The sequence below is a fragment of the uncultured Mediterranea sp. genome (genome assembly GCF_902493215.1).
In the GTDB taxonomy this organism is placed as follows: Bacteria; Bacteroidota; Bacteroidia; order Bacteroidales; family Bacteroidaceae; genus Bacteroides.
This window is the reverse complement of record NZ_CABUOL010000011.1, coordinates 46,542-63,133: the sequence shown is the minus strand read 5'-3', so window position 1 is coordinate 63,133 and position 16,592 is coordinate 46,542. Positions and strand designations below refer to the sequence as shown.

Annotated in this window: 13 protein-coding genes; 12 read left to right on the top strand and 1 reads right to left on the bottom strand. The window is 50.4% G+C overall.

Translation table 11 applies throughout. The annotated features are described in order from the left end of the window. Positions 1 to 575 precede the first annotated feature (575 nt). The 12 genes from RDO88_RS08330 (at position 576) to RDO88_RS08275 (ending at position 15,763) form a co-directional block, all read left to right on the top strand. Entirely contained in the window at positions 576 to 2,051 is a 1,476-nt protein-coding gene (locus RDO88_RS08330; protein WP_307758936.1) for a VapE domain-containing protein, read from the top strand. A gap of 94 nt (positions 2,052 to 2,145) precedes the next feature. Continuing rightward, positions 2,146 to 3,417 (top strand): glycosyltransferase, encoded by a 1,272-nt coding sequence (locus RDO88_RS08325; protein ID WP_307758935.1) that lies wholly within the window; start codon positions 2,146 to 2,148, stop codon positions 3,415 to 3,417. Between the two features lie 31 nt (positions 3,418 to 3,448). Then, a complete protein-coding gene (locus RDO88_RS08320; protein ID WP_307758934.1) occupies positions 3,449 to 4,027 on the top strand; it encodes a hypothetical protein in 579 nt (192 codons plus the stop codon). 518 nt (positions 4,028 to 4,545) lie between these two features. After that, on the top strand, positions 4,546 to 4,791 hold the full coding sequence (locus tag RDO88_RS08315) for a TIGR04149 family rSAM-modified RiPP (protein ID WP_307758933.1): 246 nt from the start codon (positions 4,546 to 4,548) through the stop codon (positions 4,789 to 4,791). Between the two features lie 156 nt (positions 4,792 to 4,947). After that, a complete protein-coding gene (locus RDO88_RS08310) occupies positions 4,948 to 6,270 on the top strand; it encodes a 6-bladed beta-propeller (RefSeq protein WP_307758932.1) in 1,323 nt (440 codons plus the stop codon). Positions 6,271 to 6,818: 548 nt separating this feature from the next. Next, on the top strand, positions 6,819 to 7,076 hold the full coding sequence (locus tag RDO88_RS08305; protein ID WP_307758931.1) for a TIGR04149 family rSAM-modified RiPP: 258 nt from the start codon (positions 6,819 to 6,821) through the stop codon (positions 7,074 to 7,076). A 178-nt stretch (positions 7,077 to 7,254) separates the two neighbouring features. Then, entirely contained in the window at positions 7,255 to 8,577 is a 1,323-nt protein-coding gene (locus RDO88_RS08300; RefSeq protein ID WP_307758930.1) for a 6-bladed beta-propeller, read from the top strand. Between the two features lie 12 nt (positions 8,578 to 8,589). Beyond that, a complete protein-coding gene (locus RDO88_RS08295; RefSeq protein ID WP_307758929.1) occupies positions 8,590 to 9,831 on the top strand; it encodes a glycosyltransferase in 1,242 nt (413 codons plus the stop codon). 28 nt (positions 9,832 to 9,859) lie between these two features. Beyond that, a complete protein-coding gene (locus tag RDO88_RS08290; protein WP_307758928.1) occupies positions 9,860 to 11,308 on the top strand; it encodes a radical SAM peptide maturase in 1,449 nt (482 codons plus the stop codon). Between the two features lie 17 nt (positions 11,309 to 11,325). Beyond that, positions 11,326 to 12,552, top strand: a complete 1,227-nt coding sequence (locus tag RDO88_RS08285; protein WP_307758927.1) for a TIGR04150 pseudo-rSAM protein — start codon at positions 11,326 to 11,328, stop codon at positions 12,550 to 12,552. Between the two features lie 16 nt (positions 12,553 to 12,568). Next, on the top strand, positions 12,569 to 14,779 hold the full coding sequence (locus tag RDO88_RS08280; protein WP_307758926.1) for a cysteine peptidase family C39 domain-containing protein: 2,211 nt from the start codon (positions 12,569 to 12,571) through the stop codon (positions 14,777 to 14,779). Between the two features lie 3 nt (positions 14,780 to 14,782). After that, positions 14,783 to 15,763 carry an HlyD family efflux transporter periplasmic adaptor subunit gene (locus RDO88_RS08275; protein ID WP_307758925.1) on the top strand — a complete coding sequence of 327 codons (981 nt, stop codon included), beginning with the start codon at positions 14,783 to 14,785 and terminating at the stop codon, positions 15,761 to 15,763. 28 nt (positions 15,764 to 15,791) lie between these two features. On the opposite strand, the gene RDO88_RS08270 is transcribed toward RDO88_RS08275, so the two are convergent. Further along, complete coding sequence (locus RDO88_RS08270; protein WP_307758924.1) at positions 15,792 to 16,511, bottom strand: phosphoribosyltransferase family protein; 720 nt, start codon at positions 16,509 to 16,511, stop codon at positions 15,792 to 15,794. Positions 16,512 to 16,592: the final 81 nt, after the last annotated feature.

Sequence of the window (16,592 nt, the reverse complement as noted above, 5' to 3'; positions counted from 1 at the left end):
TGTTGTCGGGCCAATGTAGGTAGTTGTTTAAGCTGGGCAAAGCAACCGTTTACTCAGCTTAAACCAACGCTTTGCCCGGCTTAAAGCATAGCTTTTCCCAGCTTGAACGGATGGTTTGGGCTGGGAAAAACGGGGTCGCATCAGAACTCACCACAGATTACCCGGATTCACACAGATTGTTTCTGAAGCTCTGATTGTCAGATTCGGATAATCTGTGGCAAAAGTCTTTCGATATGCCCCTTCTGCCTTCACGGCTTCACGGAACTCTAAACAGCTGTCAATGAGACGGATTTTGTGAAGGATGAGGTGAAAGAGTGAAAGAAATGCTGCAATTCAACTCCCCTCCTTCGGGAAGGAGGGGTGCCCCAAGGGCGGGGTGGTAGGTAAACACAGCATCCTTGCTTTCAACGCAATCTGCTTACATTCAGCGCCTTCCGGTGAAACTTCACCGGGCCGAACCGCTCATTTTCGGTGAAAGAGATAAAAGATTCTAAAGGCCCCCCGTGAAGCCTCCGGAGGTCTTGACAAAGGCCTCGAAATGTTGTATCTTTACGGAAAAATAAACGCATCCGCTTATGAATCTGATTTATCAGTTACGCAACCTGTTTACCCCTCGTTGGGAGGCAGACCTGCCTGCTCCCGCCAATTCCTGCAAGGAGCTGCTTTCGAACCTCGACCAGCTCTGCGCCCGCCTGCCGGAGGGTGAAGCCTTCCTCATTACCGGCGACGGCGAGTTCACCGTCCGCCTCACCTGGAAACCGCAGACAGAAAAGCCTGCCAGACGGACTTTCAGCCTGAACGGACACAACGAGGCGGTGGAATGGATAGAGGACGGCGACACGACAGAAGAAAATAAAACAGAAGAACAAAAGGACAAAAAGGAATCGAAGCAGCGGCAGATGATGCAACGGCTCTCGCGCTACCTGAAGCTGCACTACGCCTTCCGCTACAACCTGCTGACGGAGCGCACGGAGTGTGCCCGCCTGGATACTGAAGAATTAGAAGATTCCCACCACCTTATATATACACCCGTGGACAACCGCACGCTGAACGGCATCGCCCTCGGTGCCATGGAGGAGGGCGTGGACTGCTGGGACCGTGACGTCAAGCGCTACGTGGAGTCCGACCATGTGCAGGCCTACCATCCCTTTGACCTGTACTTCCACAACCTGCCTGAGTGGGACGGCAAGGACCGAGTGGAAGAACTGGCCCACCGTGTCTCCGACAAGGACGTATGGATACGCTCCTTCCACCGCTGGCTGCTGGCCGTCACGGCCCAGTGGACGGGCACAGGCGACCGCGGCCGACGGGCAAACAGCGTGGCCCCGCTCCTCGTCAGCACCACACAGGGCCTGGGCAAGTCCACCTTCTGCCGGATGCTGCTGCCCAAGGAATTGCGCAACTATTTTACGGAAAGCTTCGACCTGACCAACGCCTCGTCGGCGGAGAACAAGCTGGCTTCCTACGGCTTAATCAACTTGGACGAGTTCGACCGCCTGCCCGCCAGCCGTATGCCCCAGTTGAAGAACCTGATGCAGATGGAGGACCTGCGGGTGCGCCGTGCCTACCGCCGTTCGGCGGAAGCTCTGCCAAGAATCGCCTCCTTCATCGGCACCAGCAACCGCCTCGACCTGCTGACCGACCTCTCGGGCAGCCGCCGCTTCATCTGTGTGGAAGTGGAGCGTCCCATCGATTGCACCACCCCCGTTGACCATGCCCAGCTTTACGCCCAGCTCCTGCACGAGCTGAATAGCGGCGAGCGTTGCTGGTTCAGCAAGGCCGAGGAAGCGGAAATCCAGGTCGCTAACCGTCCGTTCTACCGCGTGACACCCGCCGAGGAACTCATCGGCAGCTGCTTCGAGCTGGCGGAAGCGGGCGAACAGGGCGCGCATCTGATGTCGGCGGCGGATATCTACGCTGCCTTGAAGAAGAAGAACCCGGCGGCCCTGAAGGACTGTTCGTGCACCACGTTCAGTCGCCTGCTGGCGCAGATGGGAAGGCGGGTACATACGCGGTACGGCAACGGGTATTGGGTGAAGAAGAAGGGATAAGCCCGATGTTTTCATCTATAGATATTGGTTAAGCCAATCTTTTTTCTTAACTTGCGGGAGTCTTGTTTTTCACAGTTCACAATAACAGAGCCGTATGAACGAAGTATTTGTTTCCGTCATTATGCCTGTCCATAACGAAGAAGCCTATGTACAGGAAGCCGTCTCCAGTATACTGGAGCAGACCCTTACCGCACTGGAGTTAATTGTAGTCAACGACGCTTCGACTGACCGGAGTGATGCACTGATCCGCTCTTTCACCGATTCCCGGCTTGTCTATGTCAATAACCCGGTCCAGACCGGAAACTATTCTTGCCGGAACCAAGGGGCGAAACTGGCGAGGGGGAAATATCTGGCGGTGATGGATGCCGACGATGTCGCCTTTCCGGAGCGGCTGGAAAGGCAGTACCGCTATCTGGAAGAACATCCGGAAGTGGTGGCTGTAGGTTCAGGATGCATTTTCATCCCTCAACATTCGCCTCGGAAGTCCTTGCAAACTCACGAAGAAATACTGTTGGGTCTATTGACCGGCAATACATTTGTCCATTCCTCTCTGATGTACAGGGCTGAGGCTTTCCGTTCGCTGGGTGGTTATGATGAAACATATTATTATTCGGCGGACTACGATCTGGCGTGCAGGCTGGCCTTGTACGGACCGGTGGTGAACCTGTCCGCCCCGTTGATCTATTATCGCTGGCATCCGGAGCAAATATCACAGAAACATGTGGCGGAACAGGCCGGTTTTGCCGAAAAAATCCGCAAAAAGTATTGCCTGAATTTCATCAATCATTTCAAGGGACCGGAACAGGAGGAAGCCGGTTATCCGGATGTGGCCGTCGCCCGGATGGGACGGATTATCGCTCTTTATACATACGCGCGACATTCTGCTGGTGAGGCCTGCCTGCAACTTGCAGAAAACGAGTTGGACAGACTTCTTTCCTCCTTGTCGACGAACGCACCCTGCCAGTTGGATAACGGGATATTGGGAATAGCTTGTGGTATTGTCTATCTGCTGCGTAACGGTTTTGTCGAAGGCGACGAAAACGAAGTGTTGGAAAGCATCGACACGTTGTTTTTCCGCTGTTTGGATGCTTGGACCGATACGGATGAAATAGACTGTTATGGTTGGCTTCATTATTTTCGGCTCCGTTTGTCCTGCCGGTTGTCAGATCGGCAGGACGGAACAGAACGGATGTGGCGGGAGCGTCTTGCCCGTTTGTTGAACCGTCTGGCGGAGGGCTGGTGGCAAAGGCATGGCATGAAACGTGAAGAGCGGACAGAAGTGGAATGGTTTCATCGGCAAAACATTTGTCCGGAAGTTATAGAGGGTGTTATGGGTTTGACCGAATGGACACCTGACGAGGAGTAGCGAACGAAATGAAAATTGAAACCTTGATGTTATGACAGCACATGAATTGAACCTCTTGCAGGGGGAATTGCTACGCGCAAGAACCTATTTGGAATTCGGCTCCGGAAACAGTACCCGGATGGCGGCTTCCCTGCCCCATTTGCAGAAGATGACGGTGGTAGAGTCGGATGACGCTTTCTTCCAGATACAGGTCCGGACGGACGAGGCCGTGCGGAAAGCCATGGAGTCCGGACGCTTGGACTACCGTTATATCAACGTAGGAAAGACCGGTGCCTGGGGGTATCCGCTCACTGCGGAACGGATGAACACCTGGCCGGACTATTCTTCGGCAGTCTTCCGCCGAAGGCCGGACTACGACCTGATTTTAGTGGACGGTCGTTTCCGCGTGGCCTGCATCCTGCAAGCCTGCCTGAAGTGTGGAGACCGTTCCCGCATTTTGGTCCACGACTTCTTCAACCGGCCCGCCTATTTTGTCGTGCTTCCCTTCCTGAACCTTGTCTGCCGGGTGGATACCTTCGGGTTGTTCAAGCCCGATGTCCGCCGGGTGAAGCGGTACCGGTCGTTGATAAGGGCCTATATCGGCCTCTTCCAATACCAACCCGACATGTGATAAATATAAAGAATGTTAACGCCAAGAAGCCTTCGAAAAAATCGTATTGCATATTCGAAAGAAATGGCTAAATTGCAACCGAAGTATTAAACTCATATTGTTATGGCTTCTATTCCCTTTAAACCAAGTGTCATTCCGATGCGTAACGATCGGGAAAGTACTTTGCGGGTTATCAGTCCCATGTTTGGGAAGTCCTGTGGGGAGTTAGAAGCACTGGCGGTGAATGAAGGTTCCGATGACGGCGGTCCGAAACGGGAGAATATGATACGTTCCTGTCAGAGAAAAACCATACAATACCCCCATCTATTTTCTTATATAAATTACCTGTCTTTACGGTATCCCCAAAACGGTCGGGATGCTTGGCTCCTAAAAATGTGACAGGTATATAGAATTTCACTTGTCAAAATTGTCTAAATAGAGGTCGAATTCCTCGAAAAGAGTCTTCTATCGTATATAACACCATCTGGGATGGTTTATATAAAAATAACCTTATTATTAACACTAAAAACGTTTCAATCATGAAAGAAATCAACAAGAAAATTAAGCTTACGCAACTTAACAAAGTTGTTCTCAGTGAGAAGGAACTCAACCGCTTGTTGGGCGGTGAAGACGAGAATTGTTGTGTTTGTCACGACAGAGGAAGTGCCACAATCTATGAAAACAGCAAGGCTAACGTACAGGGCGGGACTAGCGGTTTATTTCCAGGTGATGGAGGTGGTGGATGGGGTGTTGGTGCTTTCTATATCCCTCCTGAGGAAAAATAATAGGAAACGTGAACAATTTATATAGAATTAGGAGGATACTGAGATAAATAGTACCACTATATAATCTTAATCCTATATACAAGTGAATGAATTTGCTTCACAAATTTTCAATTTGTGAGCAGATTCTTTTTAAACAGAATAATAAATCTTTTTATTATGAGATATAGTTGTTTACTATTTTTATTTTTGATTATTGTAAGTTGTTCTTCCAATAAACAAAAAAATAACCTGTCCGATTCAATTCTTCCTATCATCAACCTCTCTGACAATATACAGGAAGTAAAGTCTTTTCCGCTCAGTGATGTGGCAGACAAGGTTGAAATCGTGCCATTGGAAGTTACAGACAAATCTTTGGTAGGGAAAATCAGTAGTGTGTATGTAAGCGAGCATTATATCTGGCTCACCCAAACCAAGGATCAAAGAATCTTTCGTTTTTCCCGTGAAGGAAAATACCTCAATACGATAGGTAAAATTGGGCAAGGACCGGGTGAGTACACTTATCTAAATGATGCCTCTCCTTTTATCATTGACGAAAAAAATAGAGAGGTATATGCCATAACTTCTTTTCATGGGGTATTTGTCTATGATTTTGACGGAACCTACAAACGGAGACAAGCTACGTATCAAACGATATTCGAGCATGAAACCTGTTCCGCCATGCCATGCTATTATCGTTTCAACGATTGTTTGTATGTGAGTGGTCACTTGCCGACCTTTACGGCGAACAAGGATTCTTTATTTGCGTTTGCTGTGCTGGACAGTAGCTTTCAATTCCGGCGGATGTTCAAGAATCCTTCCTACATCGGCCGGGAAGAAGAGATTATCAAACATCAGCCGGACATGAAGAGGTTTTTCAATTATTGGCAGGAATATGCACCTAGTATTGATTTCTATGCCAACGAGCTGACTCTCAAGTTTTCAGACACCGATACTATCTATCGTTACGATTCTTCCCAAGAATGTCTGATTCCTCAGTATGCAATTAAAAGCAATGAAAAGAAAGGAGACTACGGAGCTACTCACCAATGGTTCAAAGAACGGAGTGCTTTTGACTATTGGACACTTTCCCGCTATACCCCTTCGAAAGATTTCATTTATCTGTTCGGGAATAAAGGAGGAGAAGCCTATCTCTACCGGTATGAAAAATCAAACGGACAAGTGAGTCTATTGAAGCGTAAAGGTGAAATCCGGGAACGGGTTATTCCCGGTTACAACAACAATTCTCCTTTTCGAAATTTCAGAGGTGATTTTTCATTCAACAACGACTTGTGCGGAGGAAAGTTTACAGTCAGATACCGTTCGGAAGGTAAATACTGGACGCAAGTGTTCATGCCCGGAGAAGACGAGGTGGACATAGAAAAGATTCGTACAGCAGAAGTCAAGGACGCTCCAATGCGCGACCGTTTCGTAAAGGAGCTGGAGAATCTGCGGGACAACGAGGACAGTAATCCGCTGCTGATGATTGTGACACTGAAATAGCATAAATATGAATGTATCTCTTTGAAATTGTATATGTAATTAATGTTAATGCTTGAACGTTTTAAGGAGTAGATATTGCATATTCCAAAACAAATGCCTAAATTGAAACCGAAGTATTAAAATCATATTATTATGGCTTCTATTCCCTTTAAACCAAGTGTCATTCCGATGCGTAACGATCGGGAAAGTACTTTGCGGGTTATCAGTCCCATGTTTGGGAAGTCCTGTGGGGAGTTAGAAGCACTGGCGGTGAATGAAGGTTCCGATGACGGCGGTCCGAAACGGGAGAATATGATACGTTCCTGTCAGAGAAAAACCATACAATACCCCCATCTATTTTCTTATATAAATTACCTGTCTTTACGGTATCCCCAAAACGGTCGGGATGCTTGGCTCCTAAAAATGTGACAGGTATATAGAATTTCACTTGTCAAAATTGTCTAAATAGAGGTCGAATTCCTCGAAAAGAGTCTTCTATCGTATATAACACCATCTGGGATGGTTTATATAAAAATAACCTTATTATTAACACTAAAAACGTTTCAATCATGAAAGAAATCAACAAGAAAATTAAGCTCACGCAGCTTAACAAAGTTGTTCTCAGTGAGAAGGAGCTCAACCGCTTGTTGGGCGGTGAAGAAGAGAAATGTTGCATCTGTCACGACAGAGGGAGTGCAACAATCTATGAAAACCATGATGCAAACTTGGAAGGTGGCACCAGTGGTTTGGTTCCAGGAGATGGAGGTGGAGGATGGGCTGCTGGTGCCTTTAAAGATCCTACTCCTTCGGGAAACCCTAGATCGTAAGCGTACAATCTGTGAGGAAATATAGAATTAGGATATAGAGGTAAGTAGTGTTTCTATAACGCCTTAATATCTTTGATTCTATATCCGGTTGAATGAGTCTGTTCCATAAATTTCAAATTGAATTTTAAGTTTATGGGCAGATTCTTTCTAATGGAGTAATTGTTAAATCATGATTATTATGAAGTGCTATTTTATATTGTTATTATCTATCATTTCTATAGGTTGTTCTTCTCACAAGCAAAAGGACAATCAATCCCAATCTGTCCTCCCTGTCATTAATTTGTCTGATAATATACAGGAAGTAAAGTCTCTTCCGCTCAGCGATGTGGCGGAAAGGATCGAGTTCATATCATTGGAACTAACAGACAAGTCTTTGGTTGGGGAAATCGATGGTATGTATGTAAGTGAACATCATATTTGGATAGGGCAGAATCATGATGGAAGAATTTTACGTTTTTCGCGGGAAGGCAAGTTTCTTAATAGTGTAGGTAAAAAAGGACAGGGACCTGGAGAGTATGTCCTTCTTAAACCTTATTCTCCTTTTTTGATTAATGAAAAAAGAAAGGAAGTTTATGCCATTACCTCTTTTCAAGGCGTGCTAGTCTATGATTTTGACGGGACTTTCAAAAGGAAACAAGCAAATTATCAAACTATTTACCAAAATGAAACTTGTTCTGCGGAATGTCAGTATTTCACGTTCAATGATGCATTCTTCGCCAAAGGCAGTTTACCTACTTTCTCTACAAACAAGGATTCCTTGTTTGCGTTTGCCGTGTTGGACAGCAGTTTTCAGTTCCGACGGATGTTCAAAAATCCTTCCTACATCGGCCGGGAAGAAGAGATTATCAAACATCAGCCGGACATGAAGAAGTTTTTCAATTATTGGCAGGAAATAGAACCAAGTACAGACAGCTACGCCAATGAGTTGACAATCAAATTCGCTGATACCGATACTGTTTATCGTTACGATTTTTCCCAAGAATGCCTGACTCCTCAGTATGCAATTAAAAGCAATGAAAAGAAAGGAGACTACGGAGCCACTCACCAATGGTTCAAAGAACTGAGTGTTTTCGACTATTGGAGAATTTCTGGCTATATTCCTTCGAAAGATTTCATTTACCTGTTCGGGAATAAAGGGGAAGAAGCCTATCTCTACCGGTATGAAAAGTCAAACGGACAGGTGAGGCTGTTGAAGCGTAAAGGTGAAATCAGGGAACGGGTAATTCCCGGTTACAACAACAATTCTCCTTTTCGAGCTTTTTATGGTGATTTTTCATTCGACAACGACTTATGCGGAGGGAAGTTTACAGCCAGATACCGTTCGGAAGGCAAATACTGGACGCAAGTGTTCATGCCCGGAGAAGACGAGGTGGACATAGAAAAGATTCGTACAGCAGAAGTCAAGGACGCTCCAATGCGCGACCGCTTCGTGAAGGAGCTGGAGAACCTGCGCGACAACGAGGACAGCAATCCGCTGCTGATGATTGTGACACTGAAATAAATAGGTAGAAAGATGAGATATTTGTATATTTTTGACAGCCATCAGTTTTCTTCCCAGTGCGGAGTGGGGACTTATGTAAAGGAATTGTTGAAGCTTGTATCTCCTTGGGAAGGTATGGCTGCCTATAGGGTCATGTTCAACACCCAAGCGGAGAAAGCAATGGTATGTACCTGCAAGGGAACAGACTACATTCTGATGCCCCGGACAATTCATGGCGACCCTTTTGAATGCGAGGATGACTTTTTGTCTCTCTTCGCTTCCTTTATTGAAGAGGAAGAAAATAGCATTTTTCTATACAATTACATCCCTTGTGAGAAATTCCTTCGGAAGACCAAAGCCCATTTCCCAAAGGCCAAGCATCTCTGCGTGGTACATGATTTGAATTGGACATCCCATTTGCAGGGTGATGACAAAAAACTACGCAAAATATTGGCTAGAGAGGATAGTAAAAATTTTATAGAGGCAAAAGTCAAGGATTTGTATCAAAGGGAAAAAGATCAATTTGAACTGGCCGATTGGATTGTCTGCCTGTCCGAAGACACCTTGCGGGTCCTGCGGGAAGTATATCGGATCTCCGATGAAAAAATCACCCTGATACCCAATGGCTTTGTTACGGGAAAAAGACGGATGTCCGGACAGGCCAGAAGCAAATGCAGGCAACGTTATCATTTGGGAGAACAGGAGAAGGTGTTTCTCAGTGTCGGACGTATCGGAAAGGCCAAAGGGGTCTTTGCTTTTCTGAATGCGTTCAAGGAAATTCTGAAGAAGGAGCCTGACTGTCGCTGGGTCATTGCGGGAGAGGTAGGCCGGGCGGCCGACCTTTTGCCTTGTGCACAAGAAGCGGTGACCCGCATAACCCTGGTCGGGTATGTGGGGAAAGCGGAACTTGCCGAGTGGTATCAGATGGCCGATATCGGGATTGTGGCTTCTTATACCGAGCAATGTTCGTATGCCGGTCTCGAAATGATGAGTTACGGACTTCCGGTGGTGGCTTCCGACGGTTTCGGTGTACGTTGCATGTTTCAGGATGGGGTCAATGCGTATGTGGCATCCATCGGGAAACGCGAAAAGCCCCGCCATTTTGAACAAAACCTAAGGGAAGAAGTGCTTCGGCTGTGGAATGACAAGGCCGGACAGAAAAAGTTAAGAAGCAATGGGTACCGCATCCTGCGGGAACGCTACTCATATGCCCAAATGGAAAAATTGTATCGGTCTGTTTTTGACCGTCTGTTTTCCGCCTCGCTTGATAACTAAAATGTTTACTATAAAATGAACGAATATCATGAAACCTGCAACGACCTTGATTCCGACAAAAGACCATCGGTATGTCTATTCTGACCAATTACGTTACTTTTTATTTGTACCTCCGGAATTGGAACGGATTATCAAAGAAGGTACCGTTCCTGCGGATGCCGATGATTATTATGCCCGCAAATTCCAATTTCTGAAAGAGGCTCGTTTTTTTGAAGAGACGCATACCGGTTTTCAGACAGAGTATCCCGCCGAACGGATCAAACAGAATATCGCCTGCCTGAGGCAATTGTTGATTGAAGTGACAGACCGGTGTAACCTCCGGTGCAAGTACTGCGGTTACGGAGAGCTTTACTTCAATTACGACAAGCGTGACACGCGTAACCAAAGTTTCGCCAATGTAAAGGTCTTGATTGACGAACTGGCCCGGCTATGGCAATCGGATTACAATGTCTCTTATCAGAATACAGTAGCGATCGGTTTTTACGGAGGCGAACCTTTGCTGAACATGAGACTGATTCGGGAAACCATCGCATATCTGGAATCTCTGTGCCTGAAAAATCTGAAGTTCCGGTTCAATATGACTACCAATGCGGTACTGTTGGACCGCTATATGGACTATTTGGTCGAAAAGGATTTCTTCCTGCTGATTAGTTTGGACGGTGATGAATACCAGAACAGTTACCGGACGGACAGGAAAGGGCGCTCCTCCTTTCCCAAAGTCAGGGATAACATCTTGAAGCTGAAGAATACCTATCCGGATTTCTTTGAGAAGAATGTACACTTCAATGCAGTACTGCACGACCGGAATTCGGTGGAAGGTTGCCTGAACTACATTCATGAGACTTTCGGGAAAGCTCCTCGCATTTCGGAACTGAACACAAACGGCATCGCCCCGGAAAAGCTAGAAGAGTTCAGAAAGATGTTCAACTCACGTTATGACGGTTTTCGAAAAGTCTTGGAAGAGCAACCGGAAATCAAAGAAAAATTTGAAATGGAAGATGCCGCTTCCATCGAATACCATTCTGTCATCATGAACTACGGCGGAAATAGGTATAAGACGTATGTAGATTTGTTCGAACCGGTTGCGGAGAAAAAAATAATTCCGACGGGGACTTGCCGCCCTTTCGAACGCAAGTTGTTCCTGACCGTGAACGGGAAAATCCTACCTTGCGAACGAATTGGACAGGAACATGTATTGGGCTGGGTGAAAGATGGCACCGTACAACTGGATTATGAAGCCGTTGGAAGGTATTACAGTTCTTTATATCAAAAGATTATCAGGAACTGCATACATTGCCAGTTGAAAAGAAGTTGCGGACAATGTCTGTTGTTATTGAAAGAAAAAGACGGTAAACTGACGTGTCCCTACATACAGACGGACGAAAGGCTGCGTGCAACTTTTTCCGCCTTCCTGTCGTATGCAGAAAAGAATCCCGGCGACTATGAACGGCTGTTGTCCTCCATTATTGTAAGTTAATCCAAACATTGTCTGTCATGAAACACTGGTTTTATCTGGAACCCTATACGTTCCTGTTCCGCAACGGCCACGAAGCGGTCGTTTACAATACTTTGAACGGGGCTTACCTGAAATGTCCCGAAGTACCCGAAATCGAGCATATTCTGGACGTGTGGGACGACGCGGCCAACGGCTATGGAATCCTGCTGGACGAGACAGACCTGAAAAAGCAGACGGTACGTGACTTTATACACGAAGTGAGGGATACTTTTTCGGGCGACTGCGTGGAGCACGTGTCGGGCACGGCATTGCCTTATCTGTTCAAACCCACTCTCTTCCTGAACGTGGAAATCCGTGTGAAGGAAGAGAAGGAGAAAACATCACTGGGAGAACACATTCTGGAGAATCTGAACGAAGTGACTCTCTTCTTCTCCGGAAAGTGCAACAAGGGATGCAGGGAATGCTCCGCCTATTTCCGGCAAATGGATCATTGCACCGTGTTCGAGAGGGAAGAGGAACTTCCGCGGGAAACGTATGTCCGCCTTCTCAGGCAACTCCAGCAGACCGGCATACAGAAAGTGAATTTCTGTGCAGGAGGAGACCCGATCGCGAATCGGAAATGTGTTTCGCTCCTGTCCGAATTCTCCCGGTCAGCGTTCAAAAAGCATCTATGGCTGGACGGTGCCTTCCTGAATGATGCGTACATCGATTTGAGTCAAGCGACCGACAGCGTGCTGGAGGTGTCGGTATGTCCGTCCCGGGACGGGGACTGGACACGCTGGATTCAGGAATGGCAGTATCCCGGCATCCGGTGGAAAGTACTTGTGACGGACGAGGCGGACATGGAACGCATCGCCCATGCGGACATCCCGGAAACGGTATCCATGCAGATTTATCCGTTCTTTACCGGAACGAACTGGGATTTCTTCCGGGATTATGTATTTGTCAACAAAGAAGACCTGTTGGCGGAACCGGTCAGCCGAAAGACAATTTTCCGGCACCGGGCGTTGAACGACCAGTTCTTCGGCAAACTGTACCTGACCCCCGAAGGAGATATCTATCCGAACATGAACGGACATCCGTTGGGGAATATCCGGGAAATGGCCCTGAAAGAGGCTGTATACAAGGAAATCGCGGAGGGGGCATATTGGCTGAAAACCCGTCATGAGGCTGAACCTTGCAGGAACTGTGTGAACAGAGACCTGTGCCCGTCCATTTCCAATTATGAACTGGTGACGGGAAAGACGGACTTGTGCCGCATCTGAAAGAAAGGGGGCAGGAATGAACCGTTTCTCTTTCCCTCATTACGCCCAGCTTGACTCCATGGACTGTGGCCCGACCTGCCTCCGCATGATAGCGAAGTACTACGGGCGGAGTTATGCCTTGCAGACTCTGCGGGAGCGGAGCTACATCACGCGGCAGGGCGTGTCCATGCTGGGCATCAGCAAGGCCGCGGAGAGCATCGGGTTCCGCACGCAGGGGGTGCGCATCACGCTGGAGCAACTGGTGGAGGAGATGCCGCTGCCCTGCATTCTACACTGGAACCAGCGGCACTTCGTGGTGTGCTACGGCATCCGGGGGAAGGGAAGGAAAAGGAGGTTCCTGATAGCGGACCCGGCCAAGGGAAAGTATGAAATGGACGAGGAGGGGTTCCGCAAATGCTGGGCCGTGACACGGGAGGGCGGCGCGGAGAGCGGAACGGCACTGGCGCTGAGTCCCACGCCCGAGTTCTTCGGGATGGAGGACGACCGGCAGAAACAGGAAAAAAACTTGGGATACTACCTGCGCTACCTGTCGCCCTACCGGGCGCAATTGCTGCAACTGGTGACGGGCATGCTGCTGGGGAGCGTGTTCGCGCTGATACTGCCCTTCCTGACACAGGCGGTGGTGGACCAGGGCATCAGCCACAACAACCTGGACCTGATAGGGCTGATACTGGTGGCGCAACTGGTGCTGGCCGTGACGCAGACGGGGGTGGGGTTCCTGCAAAGCTGGATCTCCCTGCACATGAACACGCGCATCAGCATCACCCTGATATCCGACTTCCTGATGAAACTGATGAGGCTGCCCCTGCACTTCTTCGACACGAAGCACATCGGGGACATCCTGCAACGCGTGGGGGACCACAGCCGCATACAGACCTTCATGACCGGAAACACGCTTGCCACGCTCTTCTCCTTCTTCAACTTCATCGTGTTCGCCTGCATACTGGCCTGGTATGACCTGGCCATCCTGGGCGTGTTCCTCGCGGGGAACACGCTTTATGCACTCTGGATTGTGTTCTTCATGCGTTACCGGCGGCGGCTGGACAACGCGCGCTTCGCCCAGGCGGCCGCCAACCAGAGCAACATGGTGCAGATGGTGACGGGCATGCAGGAAATCAAGCTGAACAACTGCGAGAGGCAGCAGCGGTGGCTGTGGGAGAGCATACAGGTGAAGCTTTTCCGGATAAGCATCAGGAGCACCGCACTGGGGCAGGCGCAACAGGCGGGGTCGCTCTTCTTCAGCCAGACCACGGGCCTGCTCATCTCCTACCTGTCGGCGCGGGCGGTGGTGCAGGGTGAGATCACGCTGGGCATGATGATGTCCGTGAGCTACATCATCGGGCAGCTGTCGGCACCCGTCAGCCAGGCCATCGGCTTTGCGCAGTCGCTCCAAGATGCCAAGATCAGCCTGGAGCGGCTGAACGAGATACACAACCGGGAGGACGAGGAACAGGCGGCGGGGGAACGGCTGGACACGCTGCCCGACTACGACGCGCTCCGGCTGGAGGGCGTGTGCTTCAGCTACGACGGGGCGGACAGGGACTACGTGCTGGACCACCTGAACCTCACCGTGCCAAGGCACAGGGTGACGGCCATCGTGGGGGCGAGCGGGAGCGGCAAGACAACGGTGGTGAAACTGCTGATGGGCTTCTATCCGCCCGTCAGGGGACACGTGCGGGTGGGGAACACCGACCTGGGCGACCTGGACCCGCACCTGTGGAGGGCGCATACGGGGGCGGTGATGCAGGACGGGTTCATCTTCTCGGACACGATCGCCCGGAACATCGCGGTGGGCGTGGAGGAGATAGACAAGGAACGGTTGCTCCACGCCGTGGAGACTGCCAACATACGGGAGTTCATCGAATCGCTCCCGCTGAAGTACAACACCCGCATCGGCATGGAAGGCAACGGCATCAGCCAGGGACAGCGACAACGATTGCTGATAGCCCGGGCCGTCTACAAGAACCCGGAGTTCCTGTTCTTCGACGAGGCGACCAACGCGCTGGACGCGAACAACGAGCGGGTCATCATGGAGAACCTGAACACATTCTACCGGGGGAAGACCGTAGTCGTGGTGGCCCACCGGCTGAGCACGGTGAGGCACGCGGACCACATCGTCGTGTTGGACCGGGGCAAGGTGGCGGAACAAGGCACGCACGAGGAGCTCACGGAAAAGAAAGGTGCTTATTATACGCTGGTGAAGAACCAGCTGGAACTGGGAGGATAGGCTATGGAAAAGGAGCGGAAGACGGAAAATGACATCGAACTCCGGAGCGAGGAGTTCCAGGAGGTGCTGGGGCGGATGCCTTCGTGGATGCTGCGGTGGGGCATGGGCCTGCTGGCGGTCGTGGTGGTCCTGTTGCTGGCAGGAAGTGCCCTGTTCAGCTATCCGGACACGGTAAGTACGGTCTTCACACTGACTACCCAGGACCCTCCCGCCTACCTGCCGAGTAAGGCGGGAGGACGGATAGGCCGTCTGTACGTGCAAAACGGGCAGGCGGTGAAGCGGGGGGACTGCCTGGCTACGCTGGAGAGCACGGCCCGCACCGAGGACGTGCTGTACCTGCACGAACGGTTGAAGGCGTGGAAACGGGAGGGGGCCAGGCCGGAACTGGCCGACCGGCTGCTGACGCGAAACCTTCCCCAGCTGGGAGAGGTGCAGGGTGCCTATTCCTCCTGCCTGACGGCCTGGGACAACTACCTGCAACACATGGGGGAGAACCGCAGCTACGAGACGCAGCTGCTGAACGCGGTGGCCCTGCTGGACGCCGCCCTGGCCGAATGGGAAAGCACCTATCTGCTGACGGCCCCGACGGACGGGACGGTGGCCTTCATGCAGCTGTGGAAGGAGAACCAGCTGACCACGGCGGGGGAGACGATGTTCGTGGTCGTTCCGCAGCGGGAGTCCGCCCCTGTGGGCAAGGCATCGCTGCCCATGCAGGGGTCGGGGAAGGTACGGGTGGGGCAGCGGGTCGTCGTCCGGCTGGATGCCTTTCCGGAACAGGAGTTCGGCTTTCTGGAGGGGCTGGTGGAAAGCATCTCGCCCGTGCCCGACGAGGAGGGGAACTTCGTGGTGGAGGTGGCCTTGCCCCACGGCCTGAAGACCCACTACGGCAAGGAACTGCCGGTGATGAAGGTGATGAGCGGCACGGCGGATATCGTAACGAAGGAAAGGAGCCTGTTGCAGCGGATATTGAAGATAAAAAGGTGACAGTCATCAGAAAAACTTCAACGTATGGTCACATCCCCGCCTTGGCCAGTGTCAGCACACTGATACGCAGCCCCTCAATACCTGCAAAGGCATCGGCACAGGCGGTTATGGTAGAGCCTGTGGTCAGCACATCATCAATCAGCAGAAGATGCTTGCCGGCATAGCGTTCCGGATGGTCTACCCGAAAAATGCCTGCCACATTCTCCCAACGCTCGTAGGCAGACTTGCGGGTCTGGCTTTGCGTATGCACCTGCCGCCTCACTGCCGAGACATCCACCGGAATGCCCGTCACAACCGAAAGCCCTTCTGCCAGACACTCGCTCTGGTTATAGCCACGCTCCCTGCGCTTGAGCGGATGCAGCGGCACTGGGACCAGGCAGTCTATCCCATCGAAGAAGCCGCTTACCTTCAGTTCTTCGGCCATGAACCGCCCCATGATGCGCCCCACATCCTTGCGTCCGCCATACTTCAACAGATGCAGGATGTGACGGAAATCGCTCCCTTTGTGATAGAGGAAAAACGAGGTGGCACGCTCCAGCGGCACCTTTCCCCAGAATTCTTTCTCTACCGGATTGTCGCGCAACAGATGCCAGTTCGTACGGGGCATGTCCATGTTACAGCGGAAGCAAATGCCCTCTTCACCTTCCATCAGCCGCGTGCCACACACGACGCACATCCGCGGGAACAACAGATGAAGCGCCGAACGGAGCCAAAGGCCTATCGAACGTCCAGCCAACACTCTTTTCATATCTTCCGATTTTTCTTTTTTACAATTCTTCCTTCCGGCGGATGTAACCCGCCGTTCCTACTAAAAACAATCAAAAGTACA

Coding starts and splice junctions, on each gene's coding strand:
- RDO88_RS08330 (WP_307758936.1), top strand. CDS start 576: ATGAATCTGATTTATCAGTTACGCAACCTGTTTACCCCTCGTTGGGAG.
- RDO88_RS08325 (WP_307758935.1), top strand. CDS start 2,146: ATGAACGAAGTATTTGTTTCCGTCATTATGCCTGTCCATAACGAAGAA.
- RDO88_RS08320 (WP_307758934.1), top strand. CDS start 3,449: ATGACAGCACATGAATTGAACCTCTTGCAGGGGGAATTGCTACGCGCA.
- RDO88_RS08315 (WP_307758933.1), top strand. CDS start 4,546: ATGAAAGAAATCAACAAGAAAATTAAGCTTACGCAACTTAACAAAGTT.
- RDO88_RS08310 (WP_307758932.1), top strand. CDS start 4,948: ATGAGATATAGTTGTTTACTATTTTTATTTTTGATTATTGTAAGTTGT.
- RDO88_RS08305 (WP_307758931.1), top strand. CDS start 6,819: ATGAAAGAAATCAACAAGAAAATTAAGCTCACGCAGCTTAACAAAGTT.
- RDO88_RS08300 (WP_307758930.1), top strand. CDS start 7,255: ATGAAGTGCTATTTTATATTGTTATTATCTATCATTTCTATAGGTTGT.
- RDO88_RS08295 (WP_307758929.1), top strand. CDS start 8,590: ATGAGATATTTGTATATTTTTGACAGCCATCAGTTTTCTTCCCAGTGC.
- RDO88_RS08290 (WP_307758928.1), top strand. CDS start 9,860: ATGAAACCTGCAACGACCTTGATTCCGACAAAAGACCATCGGTATGTC.
- RDO88_RS08285 (WP_307758927.1), top strand. CDS start 11,326: ATGAAACACTGGTTTTATCTGGAACCCTATACGTTCCTGTTCCGCAAC.
- RDO88_RS08280 (WP_307758926.1), top strand. CDS start 12,569: ATGAACCGTTTCTCTTTCCCTCATTACGCCCAGCTTGACTCCATGGAC.
- RDO88_RS08275 (WP_307758925.1), top strand. CDS start 14,783: ATGGAAAAGGAGCGGAAGACGGAAAATGACATCGAACTCCGGAGCGAG.
- RDO88_RS08270 (WP_307758924.1), bottom strand. CDS start 16,511: ATGAAAAGAGTGTTGGCTGGACGTTCGATAGGCCTTTGGCTCCGTTCG.